The organism is Pedobacter sp. Leaf194 (assembly GCF_001423945.1).
Lineage (GTDB): Bacteria > Bacteroidota > Bacteroidia > Sphingobacteriales > Sphingobacteriaceae > Pedobacter.
Window position 1 is genome coordinate 468989 of record NZ_LMPU01000001.1, and the last position, 14583, is coordinate 483571.

A 14583-nucleotide genomic window follows, 5' to 3' on the forward strand; every position below is an offset into this window, starting at 1 on the left:
AAAAGTTTTTAGTTTAATGATTAGATAGTTAAACTAAATTATAACTTTTTGATTAATAATGGAGTAACAGTTAGATTACATTATTTAATAACATCCATAATTTTAGGCGCCAGCGCATTAACCCAATTGGTGTACATTTTCCCACTCGGATGCAGTCCATCGCCTGCAATTAAAGACACATCATTCGCAGCCATTCTGGAATCGGGCGTTATGTTTGTGAAACTTACCCCCGCAGCCAGTGTAATTTTTTCCGCAGCAGCATTAAAAGTATCAATTTCTGATGCAATGGTTTGAGCGCTTTTTGAAAACGTTTTAGCATATGGCGTTACGCCCCAATCGGGAATAGATATTACAAAAACCCTTGCTTTTCTTCCACCAGAAAAATCGATTGCAGTTTGCAGCAATGCCGAAAACTCTTTTTTATATGTTTCTATAGGGTAACCCCTGTATTGATTGTTAACCCCGATTAATAAGGTAACAAAATCGAATTTCTGTGTAAGTTTTGCCTGTGCTATTGCACCCTGAAGCTCATCTGTTGTCCACCCTGTTACAGCGATAATTTTCGGGTCTTCTACATTTCGGCCATTCTTTTTTAAGTTAGCCTGAAGCTGATAAGGGAAAGATTCTGCCTGCGTTACGGATTCGCCGATTGTGTAAGAATCTCCCAAGGCAAGATATGTGTAATTGCCAACGGCATTAGGATTAATAAAGTTTGTATCGGCTGGGGCAGCAACAGACATGTCATTTTCTTTAGTGCAGCCCGAAGATAGCAAACAAAATAAGGCAAAGCCGGATAAAAGTTTCATAGCCTAATTTACGCAAAAGGGTTGTGGTTAGATTTTAAACCAAATCCATTTTAAATAAGCCCGCAATATGATTTTTAAGCTTGTACTTTACTTCTTCAATATCAAGTTTATGGCCAAGCTCTTTTTGTAATGAGGTTACGGCCTTGTCATCAATGCCGCATGGAACAATATTTTTGAAATAGTCCAAATCTACATTTACGTTGAATGCGAAGCCATGCATGGTTACCCATCTGCTGCAGCGAACGCCCATTGCGCAGATTTTGCGGGCCTTTTCATTATCTGCATCAAGCCAAACGCCAGTATAACCCGGGTAGCGGCCAGCTTCAATTCCATAATCCTTTAAGGTTAGGATAACGGCCTCTTCCAGCGTTCTCAGGTATAAATGTATATCTGTAAAAAAGTTATCTAAATCTAAAATAGGGTAGCCAACAATTTGCCCAGGGCCGTGATAAGTAATGTCGCCACCTCTATTTATTTTATAGTAAGTTGCCTGCTTATCTTTAAGCCCCTGCTCATCTAACAATAAATTTTCGGCATGCCCGCTTTTTCCCAACGTATAAACATGTGGGTGCTCGTTAAAAATTAAGTAGTTTGGGGTTGGTAACCGGGTTCCGTTAACCCTGTTTTCAGTCTTAATGGCAACAGTTTCGTTCAGTAAACTTTCTTGTTTATCCCAGGCTTCCTGGTAGTCGGTCAGGCCCCAATCAATAAACTTTGTAGCACGGTTTTGTAAATCACTTACAGCGATATCCTGTTTTTCAGTAACCTGGTTTTGCTTATCGTTATTCATTTCTGGCCTTTCTCTGTTTACGCCGGCGCCTGTACATAGCCTAACATGTAGCCGTCTTTCGTTTTAAAATAATGAACAGTTAGCGCTCTCGTACTGTCCGGTAATTCCACGATAGCATTTAGGCTTCCCTCGCTTTTAAGCTTAAACGGTTTAATATGGATGTGCTTTTTAAACTCCAAACCTTTTTTGCCATGCCACTTATAAATGGCTTCCTTGGCGCACCAGCAAACATAAAGGCCTTCGGTATTGTCTCCAATTTGCTTTTGAGCCAATTCTACATCGTTCAAAAACTTGTGTTTAATGCTTTTAATTTTATGTTTAATCAATTCAATATCAACGCCAACAGCAAAATCTTTGCTAATCATTACGGCGGCATAATCGTAAGAATGACTCAATGATATTTTATAATCAGAATTGGTAAGGTATGGTTTTCCATCTTCATCGAACTGACAGTCGATATATTCTTTAGTGTTGAGCAGGGTTCTAAGTAAAAGCCTTGTACTTAACCAATGAAGCAGCCTTTTTCCATTGTTAAATGATGCAATGATATCCCACTCATGCTGCTTAAGTTGTAAGCCGGCAAGCAGTTCAGCTTCAGTTTCTTCAATTTTCCAGATTGCCAAAACCGAATGTTCATCAATGTTTTTATTATAAACTATAGGCATTTATAAAATTGAAATTTGCATGCAAAACTATCTTAAATAAATGATAATTTAGGCCAAAAATACGCATAAAAATGATATTATCAGATAAAAGGATTTTAGAGGAAATTGAAAAGGGAACAATAATTATAGAGCCTTTTGACAGAACTTGTTTGGGCACCAACTCTTACGATGTACATCTTGGAAAATACCTTGCAACCTATAAAAGCCGCGTATTAGATGCAAAAAAGCATAATGAAATTGACCATTTCGAAATTCCTAAAGATGGATTCGTACTTCAGCCAGGTACATTATACCTTGGAGTAACCTTAGAATACACCGAAACACATAGTCATGTTCCTTTTTTAGAAGGAAAAAGCAGTACCGGAAGATTAGGTATCGATATTCATGCCACTGCCGGAAAAGGCGATGTTGGTTTCTGCAATACATGGACGCTTGAGATTTCTGTGGCCCAGCCTGTGAAAATTTATGCAGGCATGCCCATCGGCCAGCTAATATATTTCGTTGTAGAAGGAAATATCGAAACCATGTACAACACCAAGGGTAACGCTAAATACAATAATAAAACGACTAAGCCGGTAGAAAGTATGATGTGGAAGAACAGCTTTTAGAATTAAATATTCATCTGATCTTCATTAAAATATGCCTCGGGTTTTGTAACTTGAGGCATATTTAATTTACCACACACCAAATGAAAATCAAAATTTCGCTCGCTTTGGGCTTCTTCGCTGTGCTTATAGGTTTTGTTGCCTTTAAAATCGACGATGACCCGTTTACCCAGCTTCTTAAAAAGCTTGATGACTACACCACAAAATATCAACAGGAAAAGGTTTACCTTCATTTAGATAAGCCGTATTATGCCATTGGAGACGATATTTGGTTTAAAGCCTATGTCGTTAACGGCAAAACACAAACGCCTTCCAACATTAGTAAAATACTTTATGTAGAATTAATTAATGAAAAGGATTCGTTAAAAAAGTTAATCAAGCTTCCCATCATGGGTGGCATTTCCTGGGGCGATTTCAAACTAACCGATTCTTTGGGTGAAGGCAACTACCGGATTAGGGCTTACACCAATTATATGCGCAATTTTGGCACCGATTTCTTTTTCGATAAAACCATAAAAATTGGCAACAGCTGGGCAAATAAGGTTTTTACATTTACCGAATATAAATTTTCGAAAGAAAATAGTGCCGAAACCGTTACTGCCACCATTCATTTTGAAGATAAAAATGGCGTTGCTTACAAGGAAAACGAAGTGAGCTACGAGGCACAACTTGATTTTCGAAGTGTTGCAAAAGGTAAAACCAAAACCAACCTGAAGGGCGATGCTGTAATCAGTTTTACGAACAGCCAGTCTTTTTTGAATAAAAAAGGTAAAATTGTTGCCACCATTACGCTCGATAACAAACAAAAAATTGTTAAATCGATTCCAATTACCGCCACGAGTAATGATGTTGATGTGCAGTTTTTGCCGGAAGGAGGAACATTTGTAGAAGAGCTTCCTCAAAAGATTGCTGTTAAAGCATTGAACGGTTCAGGCAATGGCGAAGATATTTCGGGTAGGGTTGTAGACGATACCGGCGTTGAACTTGCAAAAATTGAGACCAATTACCTTGGTATGGGCAATTTTACGCTGAACGCACTTCCAGGTAAAAACTATACCGCAAAAATTAAATTTAAAGATGGCTCGGAAAAGGACTTTAAACTTCCGCTGGCCCAAAAAAGTGGTTATGCTTTATCTATAAATAATATAGACACAGCGAAGGTTATGGTTAAACTTATGGCAAGTGCCAACCTAACCAACGGCGATGAGTTAAAGATTGTTGCCCAGCAAGCTGGAAATGTTTACTACGTTTCGAAAGCTAAGGTTGATAAACAAGTGCTGCTCGCCAACATACCTAAAAGCAAATTGCCATCAGGCATTATTCAGTTTACCTTATTTTCTGCTAATAATGAGCCAATCGCGGAACGATTGATTTTCAATAAAAGCAAATCTGATGTTATCGATATAGACTTAAATTCTGCCGCACAATCAGATTCGAAAAAAGGCTTGTCGAATTTTACATTTAAAGCATCGAATGTTGGGAAACCGGTTGTGGGGAGTTTTTCTGTTTCCGTAACAAACGCAAGCAAAGTAACGCCAGATGAGGATAATGAGAGCAATATTTTCGCTAATTTATGGTTGACATCAGATTTGGCCGGTCATGTAGAAAAGCCAAATCATTATTTTCTTAAAGATGATTTGAAAACTGCACGAGAGCTCGATAACTTATTGCTGACGCAAGGCTGGCGAAGATTTTTATGGAAAAACGTGATTGCCGGTGCGGCGCCCAACATTACGTTCAAGCCCGAGCAATCTACTTCAATTAGTGGAACAGTTACAAAAGGCGGTAAACCAGTGCCGAATGGTAAGGTGATGTTAATGTCTACCAAAGGTGGTTTTTTTGTGCTAGATACGGTAACAAATGCCGAAGGAAAATTTAATTTCGATAACCTGATGTTTAGCGACAGCACAAAATTTGTAGTTCAGGCCAGAACAAAAGCCGATAGAAAGTTTGTAGACATTAAAGTAGATGCCGTACCTTATCAAATTGTAACCAAAAATAAAAATAGCGCTGATATTGATGTTAATGTTAATAATTCGCTGATGAAATACATCAAAGAAAGCGATAACTATTTTAACGAAATGACCCGTTTGGGACTGCTGGAAAGAACCATTAAACTTGATGAAGTTGTGGTTACCGAGAAACGAAACGTCGCAAAAAATTCTTCGAACCTAAACGGAGCAGGTAACGCCGATTATGTACTTACAGAGAAAGACCTTTCAACTTGCGTTCAGCTTTCGCAATGTTTAAACGGGCGCATTCCGTTTGTAACCTTTAGAGGAGGTATACCGTATTCTACGCGAAGTCCGAACACCCCAATGTCTATTATCGTTGATGGCATGCAGGTTGAACCAGAATTTCTTGATAATCTTAATGCGCCCGATATTGAAACAATTGAGGTTTTGAGGTCGGCGGGTAATACGGCAATCTATGGAATCAACGGCGGTGGTGGCGTTTTAATAATTACAACAAAACGCGGGGGTGGTGTTGCTAATTACAATAACTATGCACCTGGTGTGGTAATTGTCAATCAGAAAGGATATTCTGCATCCAGAGAATTTTATGCGCCTAAATACGATTCGCAAACAACCGGTAGCAAACAAGATTACCGAAGTACAATTTATTGGAACCCTCAGGTAGTTGCTGCCGATCAGGGTAATGCAAAATTCGATTTTTACAATGCTGATGAAGCGGGGACTTATCGTATTGTAATTGAGGGCATAGATGCAGAAGGCCATTTAGCCAGAAAGGTTTACACGTACGACATAAAGTAACAAAACGTAACTAAAACGTTAGTCGGATTTTTAGAGGATGTGCTTCAGGTTTATTAACTTGAGGCATATTTTTTTATGCAACCCTAATGAAAAATCTACTTTACCGTTTACTCGCCTTCTCTTTCCTGTTTTTAGCGCTTATCGCATTTAAAGGCGATGATGACCCTTTTAATGCGATACTCAAAAAGCTTGTTGCTTACAGTACAAAGTATCCCCACGAAAAGCTATACCTGCATCTTGATAAGCCATACTACGCTGTGGGAGATGATGTATGGTTTAAAGCGTACGCAACAAATTCGAACGCCAAAGGATTATCATTAATAAGCAAGATAGTTTATGTTGAATTGATTGATGAAAAAGACTCCCTAAAAATTCAGTTGAAACTCCCCTTGATGAATGGTGTAAGTTGGGGCAATATAAAAATTGCCGACACCTTAGCTGAAGGAAATTACAGAATCCGGGCATATACTAATTACATGCGGAATTTTGGAACCGACTTCTTTTACGATAAAACGATAAAAATTGGCAACAGCATTTCCAATAAAGTCTTCACAAAAACGAGTTATAAGTTTAGTAAAGAAAATAATTTAAATAATGTAGATGCAACCATTCACTTTGAAGATAAAAACGGTTTGCCCTACCGCGAAAATGAAATTAGTTATGAGATTCAGTTTGACGATAAAACGAAAACGGCAGGGAAATCAAAAACAGATTTAGACGGCAATGCAGAAGTTCATTTCACTAAAAATCACGCAAATACGCAGGGCTACATTTTAACAACGTTAAACCTACCCAACAGAAATAAAGTTGTAAAATCCATCCCAATCCGCGCTACTTCAAATCAGGTCGATGTTCAGTTTTTGCCAGAAAGTGGCGTGCTTTTAGAAGATTTGCCTCAAAGAATAGCCGTAAAAGCTGTAAACTCTTCGGGTAGAGGTGAAGACGTTGTCGGCGTTATTTTAGATGGCAACGGCAAGGTTGTAAACACATTTCAAACCTCACATTTAGGCATGGGCAGCTTTATTACTAATGTGCAGCCAAACCAGGCTTACACAGCTTTAATTAAGTTTAAAGATGGTTCTGAAAAGGAGTTTAAATTTCCCGAAACACAAAAGATTGGGCATGCTTTAGCAGTGGATGAAACAGATGCTGAAACGTTGAAGTTAAAAATATTGTCGTCTGCAAATGCTGTAAATGGCGAGGAAGTTAAATTGGTCGTGCAGCAAAACGGCTCCATAGCCCACGTAATAAAAGCGAAAATTACAAAGCAGTTAGTAGTTACCTCGCTTGGCAGGGATAAACTTTCGCCGGGCATTAATCAAATAACGTTGTTTTCTGGCGATAACCAGCCCATAGCCGAGCGATTGATATTTTCGAAGCAACAAACTGATCAGTTTAAAATTGACTTGAATATAGATTCCGTTGCTTCAGGCAAAAAAAATAAGTCGGTTTTTAACTTCAGGGCATTGGCTGATGATAAACCTGCGGTGGGCAGTTTTTCGATTTCAATTGCCAACACAACCAAATTAAAGGCTGATGAAAATAATGAAAGCAATATTTTCAGCAATTTATTGCTCTCATCAGATTTGGCGGGATACATAGAAGAACCCAACTATTATTTCTTAAATAATGATGCTAAAACTAATCGTGACCTGGATAACCTCATGCTTACACAAGGCTGGAGCCGTTTTGTTTGGAAAGATGTTATAAATGACGTTTTCCCAAACATCACTTATGTGCCCGAGTATTCGAGTATTATTAGCGGACAAATAAAAAAAGGTAACAAGCCTGTGGTGGGCGGTAAGGTTTTGCTAATGGCAAAAGAATCGAAAGGGTTCGTGCTCGATACGGTAACAGATGCAACCGGGCGTTTCCGGTTCCAAAATCTTTTATTTAAAGATAGTACGAAGTTTATTGTTCAGGCCCGCACAAAAGATAACGACAAAAAGGTAACCATAATTCTGGATAGGATTCCCAATCAAATCGTTACCAAAAATAAAAATGCTGCCGATGTGGAAGTGAATGTTAACGAGGTTTTAATGCAATACATTAAAGCCAACGACACCTTTTTTGACGAAATGAGACGCCTCGGTTTAATGGATAAGGGTATCAAACTGAATGAGGTGACAATCGAAGGAAAGAAAAGCCTTGCGCCAAATTCTTCAAACTACAACGGGGCGGGCGTGGCAGACTATGTTTTACCCGGCGATAAAATTAAAGGTTGCGCTACATGGGGATGTGTTTGGAGGCAACTTCCGGGAGTGCTCGTAGGCAAGCTCGACAGTCCGGTGTTAATCAGGGGTCAGTTCGGTTCATCTACGCTTAAAGGTGCGGCGATGCTTTACGTTGTAGACGGAATTTATCCCGGAACGCTGGATGGGTTAATTCCTGCTGATATTGAAAGTGTAGAATTGCTGAAAACTGTTGCATTAACCACAATTTACGGGATGCAGGGAAGCGGCGGAGTTATTGTAATTACTACCCGAAAAGGCATGAGCACCAAATATCAGGCAGAAGGCGTTATCAGCGTTAATCCAAAGGGAATAACCATTTCAAAAACTTTTTATTCCCCTCAGTACGATAAACCAAAGGAATTAGACATCAACGACACGAGGAGTACGGTTTATTGGAATCCGGAGGTGATAACGGACGAAAACGGAAAAGGACGATTTGAATTTTATAATGCAAATGAGCCTGGTGATTATAGAATGATAATGGAAGGGATTGATGTATCTGGCCATTTAGCAAGAAAGGTTTACACATATAGTGTTAAATAGGAAAAATTAAATAAATTTGAATTAGTATGCATGCATAATTATTTGTGTGCTGAAAATCACATTGAAAGCCGTTTACTATGAATACGATTAAAGTAAGTGTAAAAGACCGCCTTGCTACAATAACGCTGGCCAGAGGTAAATCGAATGCGCTAAACCGCGAGTTGGTTACGGAGCTTGATGACATGCTTAAAAACATCTCGTCAGATGATAATATTGGTGGTGTAATTTTAACTGGTTCTGCTCCGTTCTTTTCTGCAGGCTTAGATTTAGTGGAACTTTTCAACTACAATGAAGACGAGGCAAAATCATTCTTTACCTTGTTTTTCGATTTTGCAGCGAACATGGTATCTTTTAAAAAGCCTATGGTTGCCGCAATAAGTGGCCATAGCCCCGCAGGTGGCTGTGTAATGGCATTAGCATGCGATTACCGTGTTATGGCTGAAGGGCAATACATTATTGGTTTAAATGAAGTTCCTGTCGGGATAATTGTTCCGAACAGTATTTTTCAGCTTTATTCTTTTTGGATTGGCAAGGCCGAGGCATCCAGAAGTTTACTCACCGGCAAATTATATAATCCGGAGGAGGCATTAAAAGTTGGTTTAGTTGATGATGTTGTTAAAGGTGAAACATTGCTTACCACAGCAGAAAGAAAAATTAAAAAGTTTATGGAATTGGAAAGCAATACCTGGTCGCAAAGCAAACAAAACATCCGCGAGGAATTGATTGCTTCGATGAATGCAGACCAATCCGCAACCCTGGCAAAAATGCTCGAGCAGTGGTGGTCGCCTGCAACACGCCATATCTTAAAAACCATTCTGGAAAACCTCCAGCGCAAGTAATTAAGTATAAAAGCCATTCAATTAACAATTAACCAACTAACCATTTCTTAATAACCAGAATTATGTTTGCATATAACCAACCAATGCTTAGAGACGGTGCCCTGGAAGGCAAAACCATCGTTATTACCGGCGGCGGCACAGGCTTAGGGAAAGCCATGGGTATTTACTTTTTAAAGTTAGGCGCCAATCTGGTAATCACGAGCCGGAAGCAGGATGTACTGCAAAAAACGGCTGATGAAATGGAAGAAAAAACAGGCGGAAAAGTTCTGGCTGTTGCCTGCGACGTACGGGAGGTTGAACAAGTTGAAAATATGCTGGCAAAAACAATCGAAAAGTTTGGACAGGTAGATGTGCTATTAAATAATGCTGCCGGGAATTTTATATCGCCAACGGAGCGGTTATCTGCAAATGCATTTTCATCAATTATTGATATCGTTTTAAAGGGCACAGTAAATTGTACGCTTACCTTTGGGAAACATTGGATAAAGGAAAAACAAACGGCTACAGTTTTAAATATAGTTACTACCTATGCGTTTACCGGCTCTGCATATGTTGTTCCATCTGCCTGTGCAAAAGGAGGCGTACTGGCTTTAACCCGTTCACTTGCGGTAGAATGGGGTAAGTATGGCATACGTACAAATGCAATAGCACCCGGCCCATTCCCTACAAAGGGTGCCTGGGAACGATTGTTGCCCGGCGATTTGGCTAAAAAATTCGATTTTAAAAATCGTGTTCCCTTAAAAAGGGTTGGCGAACATCAGGAACTGGCAAACCTTGCTGCGTTTTTGGTTAGCGACTTTTCCGGATACATTAACGGAGAAACTGTTACCATAGATGGCGGCGAATGGCTACAGGGTGCCGGACAAATGAACGGTCTAGAAGCAATTCCGAATGAAATGTGGGATATGCTTGAGCAGATGACAAGAAGCGCCAAAGGTAGCTAGTCCATGTCTTCTTACTTCGTACTCGCTACTTGATGCTAAAATATTATCTTTGCCAGTATGAATATCTTACTATTAGGTTCAGGTGGCAGAGAAAGTGCGTTCGCCTGGAAAATAAGCCAGTCTTCACATTGTGATAAGCTAATCATTGCGCCAGGAAACGGCGGCACAGGTGCTTTTGGTACAAATATCAATATCAGTGTAAATGATTTTGATTCTATAAAAAAAATAGTGCTTACCGAAAAGATTGAGTTGGTCATTGTTGGTCCGGAAGAGCCTTTAGTAAATGGTATCCATGATTTTTTTCTTGCCGACGATGCCATTTCACACGTCCCTGTAATCGGGCCGAAAAAAGAAGGAGCAATTTTAGAGGGAAGCAAAGATTTTTCCAAACAATTTATGCAACGCCATGGTATTCCAACGGCAGCTTCAAAATCTTTTACCCCCGAAACCCTGGATGATGGCCTGGCCTACCTGCAAACGCATGCACTTCCCGTTGTTTTAAAGGCCGATGGCTTAGCGGCTGGCAAAGGTGTTTTAATTTGCACGGAAACGATTGAAGCCCAGGAAGAATTAAAGTTAATGCTTGGAGGTAAATTTGGTGCTGCGGGTGCTACCGTGGTTATTGAAGAGTTTTTAAGTGGTATAGAACTTTCGGTGTTTATTTTAACCGATGGTGAAAACTACCTAACCCTTCCATCTGCTAAAGATTATAAAAGAATCGGCCAGAACGATACCGGCCTGAACACTGGTGGTATGGGTTCGGTTTCTCCGGTGCCATTTGCCACCACCGAATTTCTGGCTAAAGTTGAAGAACGAATTATTAAACCTACAGTAAAGGGTTTGAAAGCGGATAATATCGATTATACAGGCTTTATATTTTTTGGTTTGATAAAGGTTGGCGAAGAGCCATATGTAATTGAGTACAATGCACGAATGGGCGATCCGGAGACAGAAAGCGTGATTCCGAGGATTGAAAATGACCTGGTAGAACTGTTTATGGCAACAGCAAATAAGCAATTGAATCAGGTTAACTTGGTCATTTCTGAGCAAACTGCGGCAACTGTAATGATTGTTGCCGGTGGTTATCCGGGCGAGTATTTAAAAGGAAAAGCAATTTCAGGTATCGAAAACCTTCGTCACTCTACTGCTTTCCATGCGGGTACTTTGCTTGATAATGATGTTGTTAAAACCAATGGTGGCCGCGTTATTGCGATTACCAGTTTACAGAAGGATATGTTCACCGCATTACAATCTGCAACAGCCGACGCCGGTAGAATTTATTTCGACGGCAAGTATTTTAGAGAAGATATAGGTTTCGATTTAATATAATTTTAAAGGCTTCAAATTGAAAAAGATACTTAAAAAGATTTCGGAAACGGCAATTAAACAAGCTGAATTTACATTTACTAACGGACAGATCGAATCTGCGTGGTTGGGCAATTTACCTGCTTCTTCAGATGAAATAAAGCGGTTGGAAGAACGGTTGGACATCGTTTTGCCCAAAGATTATAAGCTGTTTTTATCGATTACCAATGGCTTTAGCACGCCAAATGAAAATATTGAGCCATCGTTTGAGCCAACTGATAGTGTTGGTTTTCTAAAAGACATCGATCCGCATTTAATAGAGATTTGGATTAGTAACGATGAGCTTTTGGATGTTGCCATTAAGCTGGCAAGGAGTATTGTGGTTGGTGGCAGAAATGAAGAGCAATATTTCCTCCTTGTTCCGCCGCTATCAGAAAATGGTGATTGGGAATACTGGAAATTTGCTTCGTGGATACCAGGTGCAGACCCATACGAGGGCATGGAAAATTACTTTATCAACGCACTCGATTTCTTAAAATCAGCTTAAAAGAAATCGTATAAAAAAACAAAGCCCCGACTAAACCGGGGCTTTAATTTTATGTGATTTTTTAACGTTTTAACTTAATAAATGATTATTTAGTTTTGCTGCCTAAAAGTTCCTGAAGTTTATTCTGCAAAGCTTCTTCCCGTAACCCTTTTGCAATAATTTTACCCGTTGGGTCAATTAAAAAATTAGCAGGAATAGAGCGAATGCCATACATTACCGCTACTTCATTGTCCCAAAATTTCAGGTCAGAAACATGGGTCCAGGTTAGCTTATCATCTGCAATAGCCTTTAACCAGGCATCTTTTTTGCCCGGCTGATCTAAAGACACCCCTAATACTGTAAAACCTTTGTCCTTAAACTTGTTATACGCCACAACAACGTTAGGGTTTTCCTGGCGGCAAGGTCCGCACCATGATGCCCAAAAATCTACAAGGACATATTTACCTTTAAAATCAGATAATTTAACAGGTTTCCCGTCAGGGTCATTTTGCGTAAAGTCCATCGCCATTACACCAACAGCAGTTTTTTTAGAGGCTTCTAAAGTTTTTGCCAGGGTGGTTCCAGTCTTTGTAGCTTTCAACTCGGCACTTAAAGTCGGATAAATCGCTTCAACTTGCGCAAGCTGGTCAGGATCGCTTGCTAACTGTGCTAACGAAATTAAACTTACATAAGATTTTGGGTTGCTTTTGGCGAACGAAATGTAAATCGGGGTAGCTTCGCCAGCTGCCTTATCGTATCTTTCACTAATGCTTGCCATTACAGCTTTATCTTTCTTTTGCTCTGCGCTTAGTTTTGCGTATTCTGCATTAATTGCATCAATTTTATCGGTAGATGGCTTTAAGCTTGCCTTTAGCTTTGTGTTATCATCATTTGCAGGCGTTCCGGTAACTTTTATAGATTTTAAGGAATCTACTGAACTCACCATAATATTTCCCGGTTCAACATATAAACTTGCGTAATCCATGTTGCGGGTGTTAGTTCCTTTAACGTAAGGATTAATATTTTTAAACAAGTTTCCCATAACCGGATCGGCTGCGGTGCCCTTGAATTCAAATTTACCATTTGCAACAACGGCCGAATCGGTTTTGCGTTCACTATTTGCCGCATAAACAAAATATACTTTGTCGCCTGTTTTCAAAGCTTTTGCATCACCCTTAATGGTAAATGGCTTTTGAGCTAATGCTGCCAGCGGCAAAAGTGCCATTGCAGATAAGAGTATTCTTTTCATGGTTCTAATTTAATCGTCTTTTTGTAAAGATAAATATTTGTAAATTTCTAACGTAACTACTTGTGTAAAATTATGATAGCTTTTGATAGGTTCGCCACCATAGGTCTGGCATATCTCCATTTATAGCCGTTTGGTAGTCATCATATCGACAAGGTACGAGGTGGTATCTTTCATTTTTTGAGATGCCGGTTGGGTAAGGAACCTGCATCCACCAACGATCTGATTTTTTACTTTTCACAAAAGTCATTTCGCCCGAACCATCTTTTAAGCTGGTTCTGTATATTATAAATTGAGATTTTGGCGTAAGTGGGAAGTCTTTTTTGCGGGCATAAAAGCCATCAATAAAATACCAAACCATTTGTGCAAGTAAAAAGGCCGTTTGTCCGTTGCTATCGTAGGCTGGGTTAAACTCATAAAATCCTATCGAAGTAAGTTTGTCGTTCATGCCCGCATAACGTGCAATTCTGCACGCTTTTTCTCCATCGAAACCATTGGGCGTAGTGTTTGCATTTGCCACAGCATCGGCAGAACGAATGGCTCCAATATCAAAGCTAAGCATGTTTGCATTACGAATAATTGGCTCAGTTAAAGTAATATCCTGCGCAAATTCGCCGAGGCGATGAACATCAAAATAAAGCTTGTCCATAACGCTCAGGCTTTCCTGGTTTACAAAATAAGTTTGGTAGCCAATATTACTAAAGTTGAAAAGATAATTGGGTTGATGAAGGAATATTTTATTCAGATAGCAATCAGAACGCGTTGCGATACCATCATTGTTGTCATCGTCTATATCGAATTGATTGTCTACAATTACCAAATCTACCTTTTGTTCCAAATCTTCGTAACCCAGATATTGGGCGTAAGTCAAGTCCTGTCCGCCGCCAATAATCACCGGAATTATGTCGTTTTTAATTAACTCTGATACAACCATTTTCACCGCAACATAGGTATCGGCAATGGTTGCGCCAGGCAATATATTTCCCAAATCAACTAACCGGCTGGTAAATGCGCCTTCGTTTAACTTATAAAATTTTTCCCTGAAATAGTCCGGACCAATTCCGCAACCTTCATTATTGATTGCGCTTCTGCCATCCAATACACCGAAAATTGCAATGTCGAATTTTGTTTCTTCCAAATCAGGAAAAGATTCCGTGTAGAATTGGGTTTTCAAACCTAGCTGACTGGTGTAAAATCCATCTTTTGGTGTAAACTGTTCAACATTTAATGGAGAAAAGAAATCGGTTAATGACATATATTTAAAACTATCGCCCCAAATATCTATTTTTGAATGCGTATTTTCATC

Annotated in this window: 12 protein-coding genes; 7 read left to right on the forward strand and 5 right to left on the reverse strand. The window is 39.5% G+C overall.

What is annotated here, in order from left to right:
• Positions 1-80: 80 nt before the first annotated feature.
• Genes ASG14_RS02180 through ASG14_RS02190 form a run of 3 tightly spaced genes read right to left on the reverse strand, consistent with a single transcriptional unit; the run spans position 81 to position 2261 of the window.
• Positions 81-806, reverse strand: coding sequence for an SGNH/GDSL hydrolase family protein (locus ASG14_RS02180; RefSeq protein WP_056869420.1), 726 nt, complete (start codon positions 804-806; stop codon positions 81-83).
• 34 nt (positions 807-840) lie between these two features.
• Positions 841-1596 (reverse strand): lipoyl(octanoyl) transferase LipB, encoded by a 756-nt coding sequence (gene lipB, locus ASG14_RS02185; protein WP_235528485.1) that lies wholly within the window; start codon positions 1594-1596, stop codon positions 841-843.
• A gap of 17 nt (positions 1597-1613) precedes the next feature.
• Positions 1614-2261 carry a 4'-phosphopantetheinyl transferase superfamily protein gene (locus tag ASG14_RS02190; protein ID WP_056869421.1) on the reverse strand — a complete coding sequence of 216 codons (648 nt, stop codon included), beginning with the start codon at positions 2259-2261 and terminating at the stop codon, positions 1614-1616.
• A gap of 71 nt (positions 2262-2332) precedes the next feature.
• Between ASG14_RS02190 and dcd the strand changes: the two genes are divergently transcribed.
• The 7 genes from dcd (at position 2333) to ASG14_RS02225 (ending at position 12052) form a co-directional block, all read left to right on the forward strand.
• Complete coding sequence (gene dcd, locus ASG14_RS02195; RefSeq protein ID WP_056869422.1) at positions 2333-2869, forward strand: dCTP deaminase; 537 nt, start codon at positions 2333-2335, stop codon at positions 2867-2869.
• Between the two features lie 80 nt (positions 2870-2949).
• A complete protein-coding gene (locus tag ASG14_RS02200) occupies positions 2950-5640 on the forward strand; it encodes a carboxypeptidase-like regulatory domain-containing protein (RefSeq protein ID WP_056869423.1) in 2691 nt (896 codons plus the stop codon).
• Positions 5641-5726: 86 nt separating this feature from the next.
• Complete coding sequence (locus ASG14_RS02205; protein ID WP_235528486.1) at positions 5727-8417, forward strand: carboxypeptidase-like regulatory domain-containing protein; 2691 nt, start codon at positions 5727-5729, stop codon at positions 8415-8417.
• 77 nt (positions 8418-8494) lie between these two features.
• Positions 8495-9256, forward strand: a complete 762-nt coding sequence (locus ASG14_RS02210; RefSeq protein ID WP_056869424.1) for an enoyl-CoA hydratase/isomerase family protein — start codon at positions 8495-8497, stop codon at positions 9254-9256.
• A gap of 62 nt (positions 9257-9318) precedes the next feature.
• Positions 9319-10200, forward strand: a complete 882-nt coding sequence (locus ASG14_RS02215; RefSeq protein ID WP_056869425.1) for an SDR family oxidoreductase — start codon at positions 9319-9321, stop codon at positions 10198-10200.
• A 57-nt stretch (positions 10201-10257) separates the two neighbouring features.
• Positions 10258-11529, forward strand: a complete 1272-nt coding sequence (gene purD / locus ASG14_RS02220) for a phosphoribosylamine--glycine ligase (RefSeq protein ID WP_056869426.1) — start codon at positions 10258-10260, stop codon at positions 11527-11529.
• A gap of 16 nt (positions 11530-11545) precedes the next feature.
• Positions 11546-12052, forward strand: coding sequence for an SMI1/KNR4 family protein (locus ASG14_RS02225; protein ID WP_056869427.1), 507 nt, complete (start codon positions 11546-11548; stop codon positions 12050-12052).
• An 85-nt stretch (positions 12053-12137) separates the two neighbouring features.
• Here the strand turns inward: ASG14_RS02225 and ASG14_RS02230 are convergent, their stop codons facing one another.
• Positions 12138-13280: a TlpA disulfide reductase family protein gene (locus ASG14_RS02230; protein ID WP_056869428.1), complete on the reverse strand. Its 1143-nt coding sequence runs from the start codon at positions 13278-13280 to the stop codon at positions 12138-12140.
• A gap of 70 nt (positions 13281-13350) precedes the next feature.
• Positions 13351-14532 carry a formimidoylglutamase gene (locus tag ASG14_RS02235; protein WP_056869429.1) on the reverse strand — a complete coding sequence of 394 codons (1182 nt, stop codon included), beginning with the start codon at positions 14530-14532 and terminating at the stop codon, positions 13351-13353.
• Between the last annotated feature and the right edge of the window lie 51 nt (positions 14533-14583).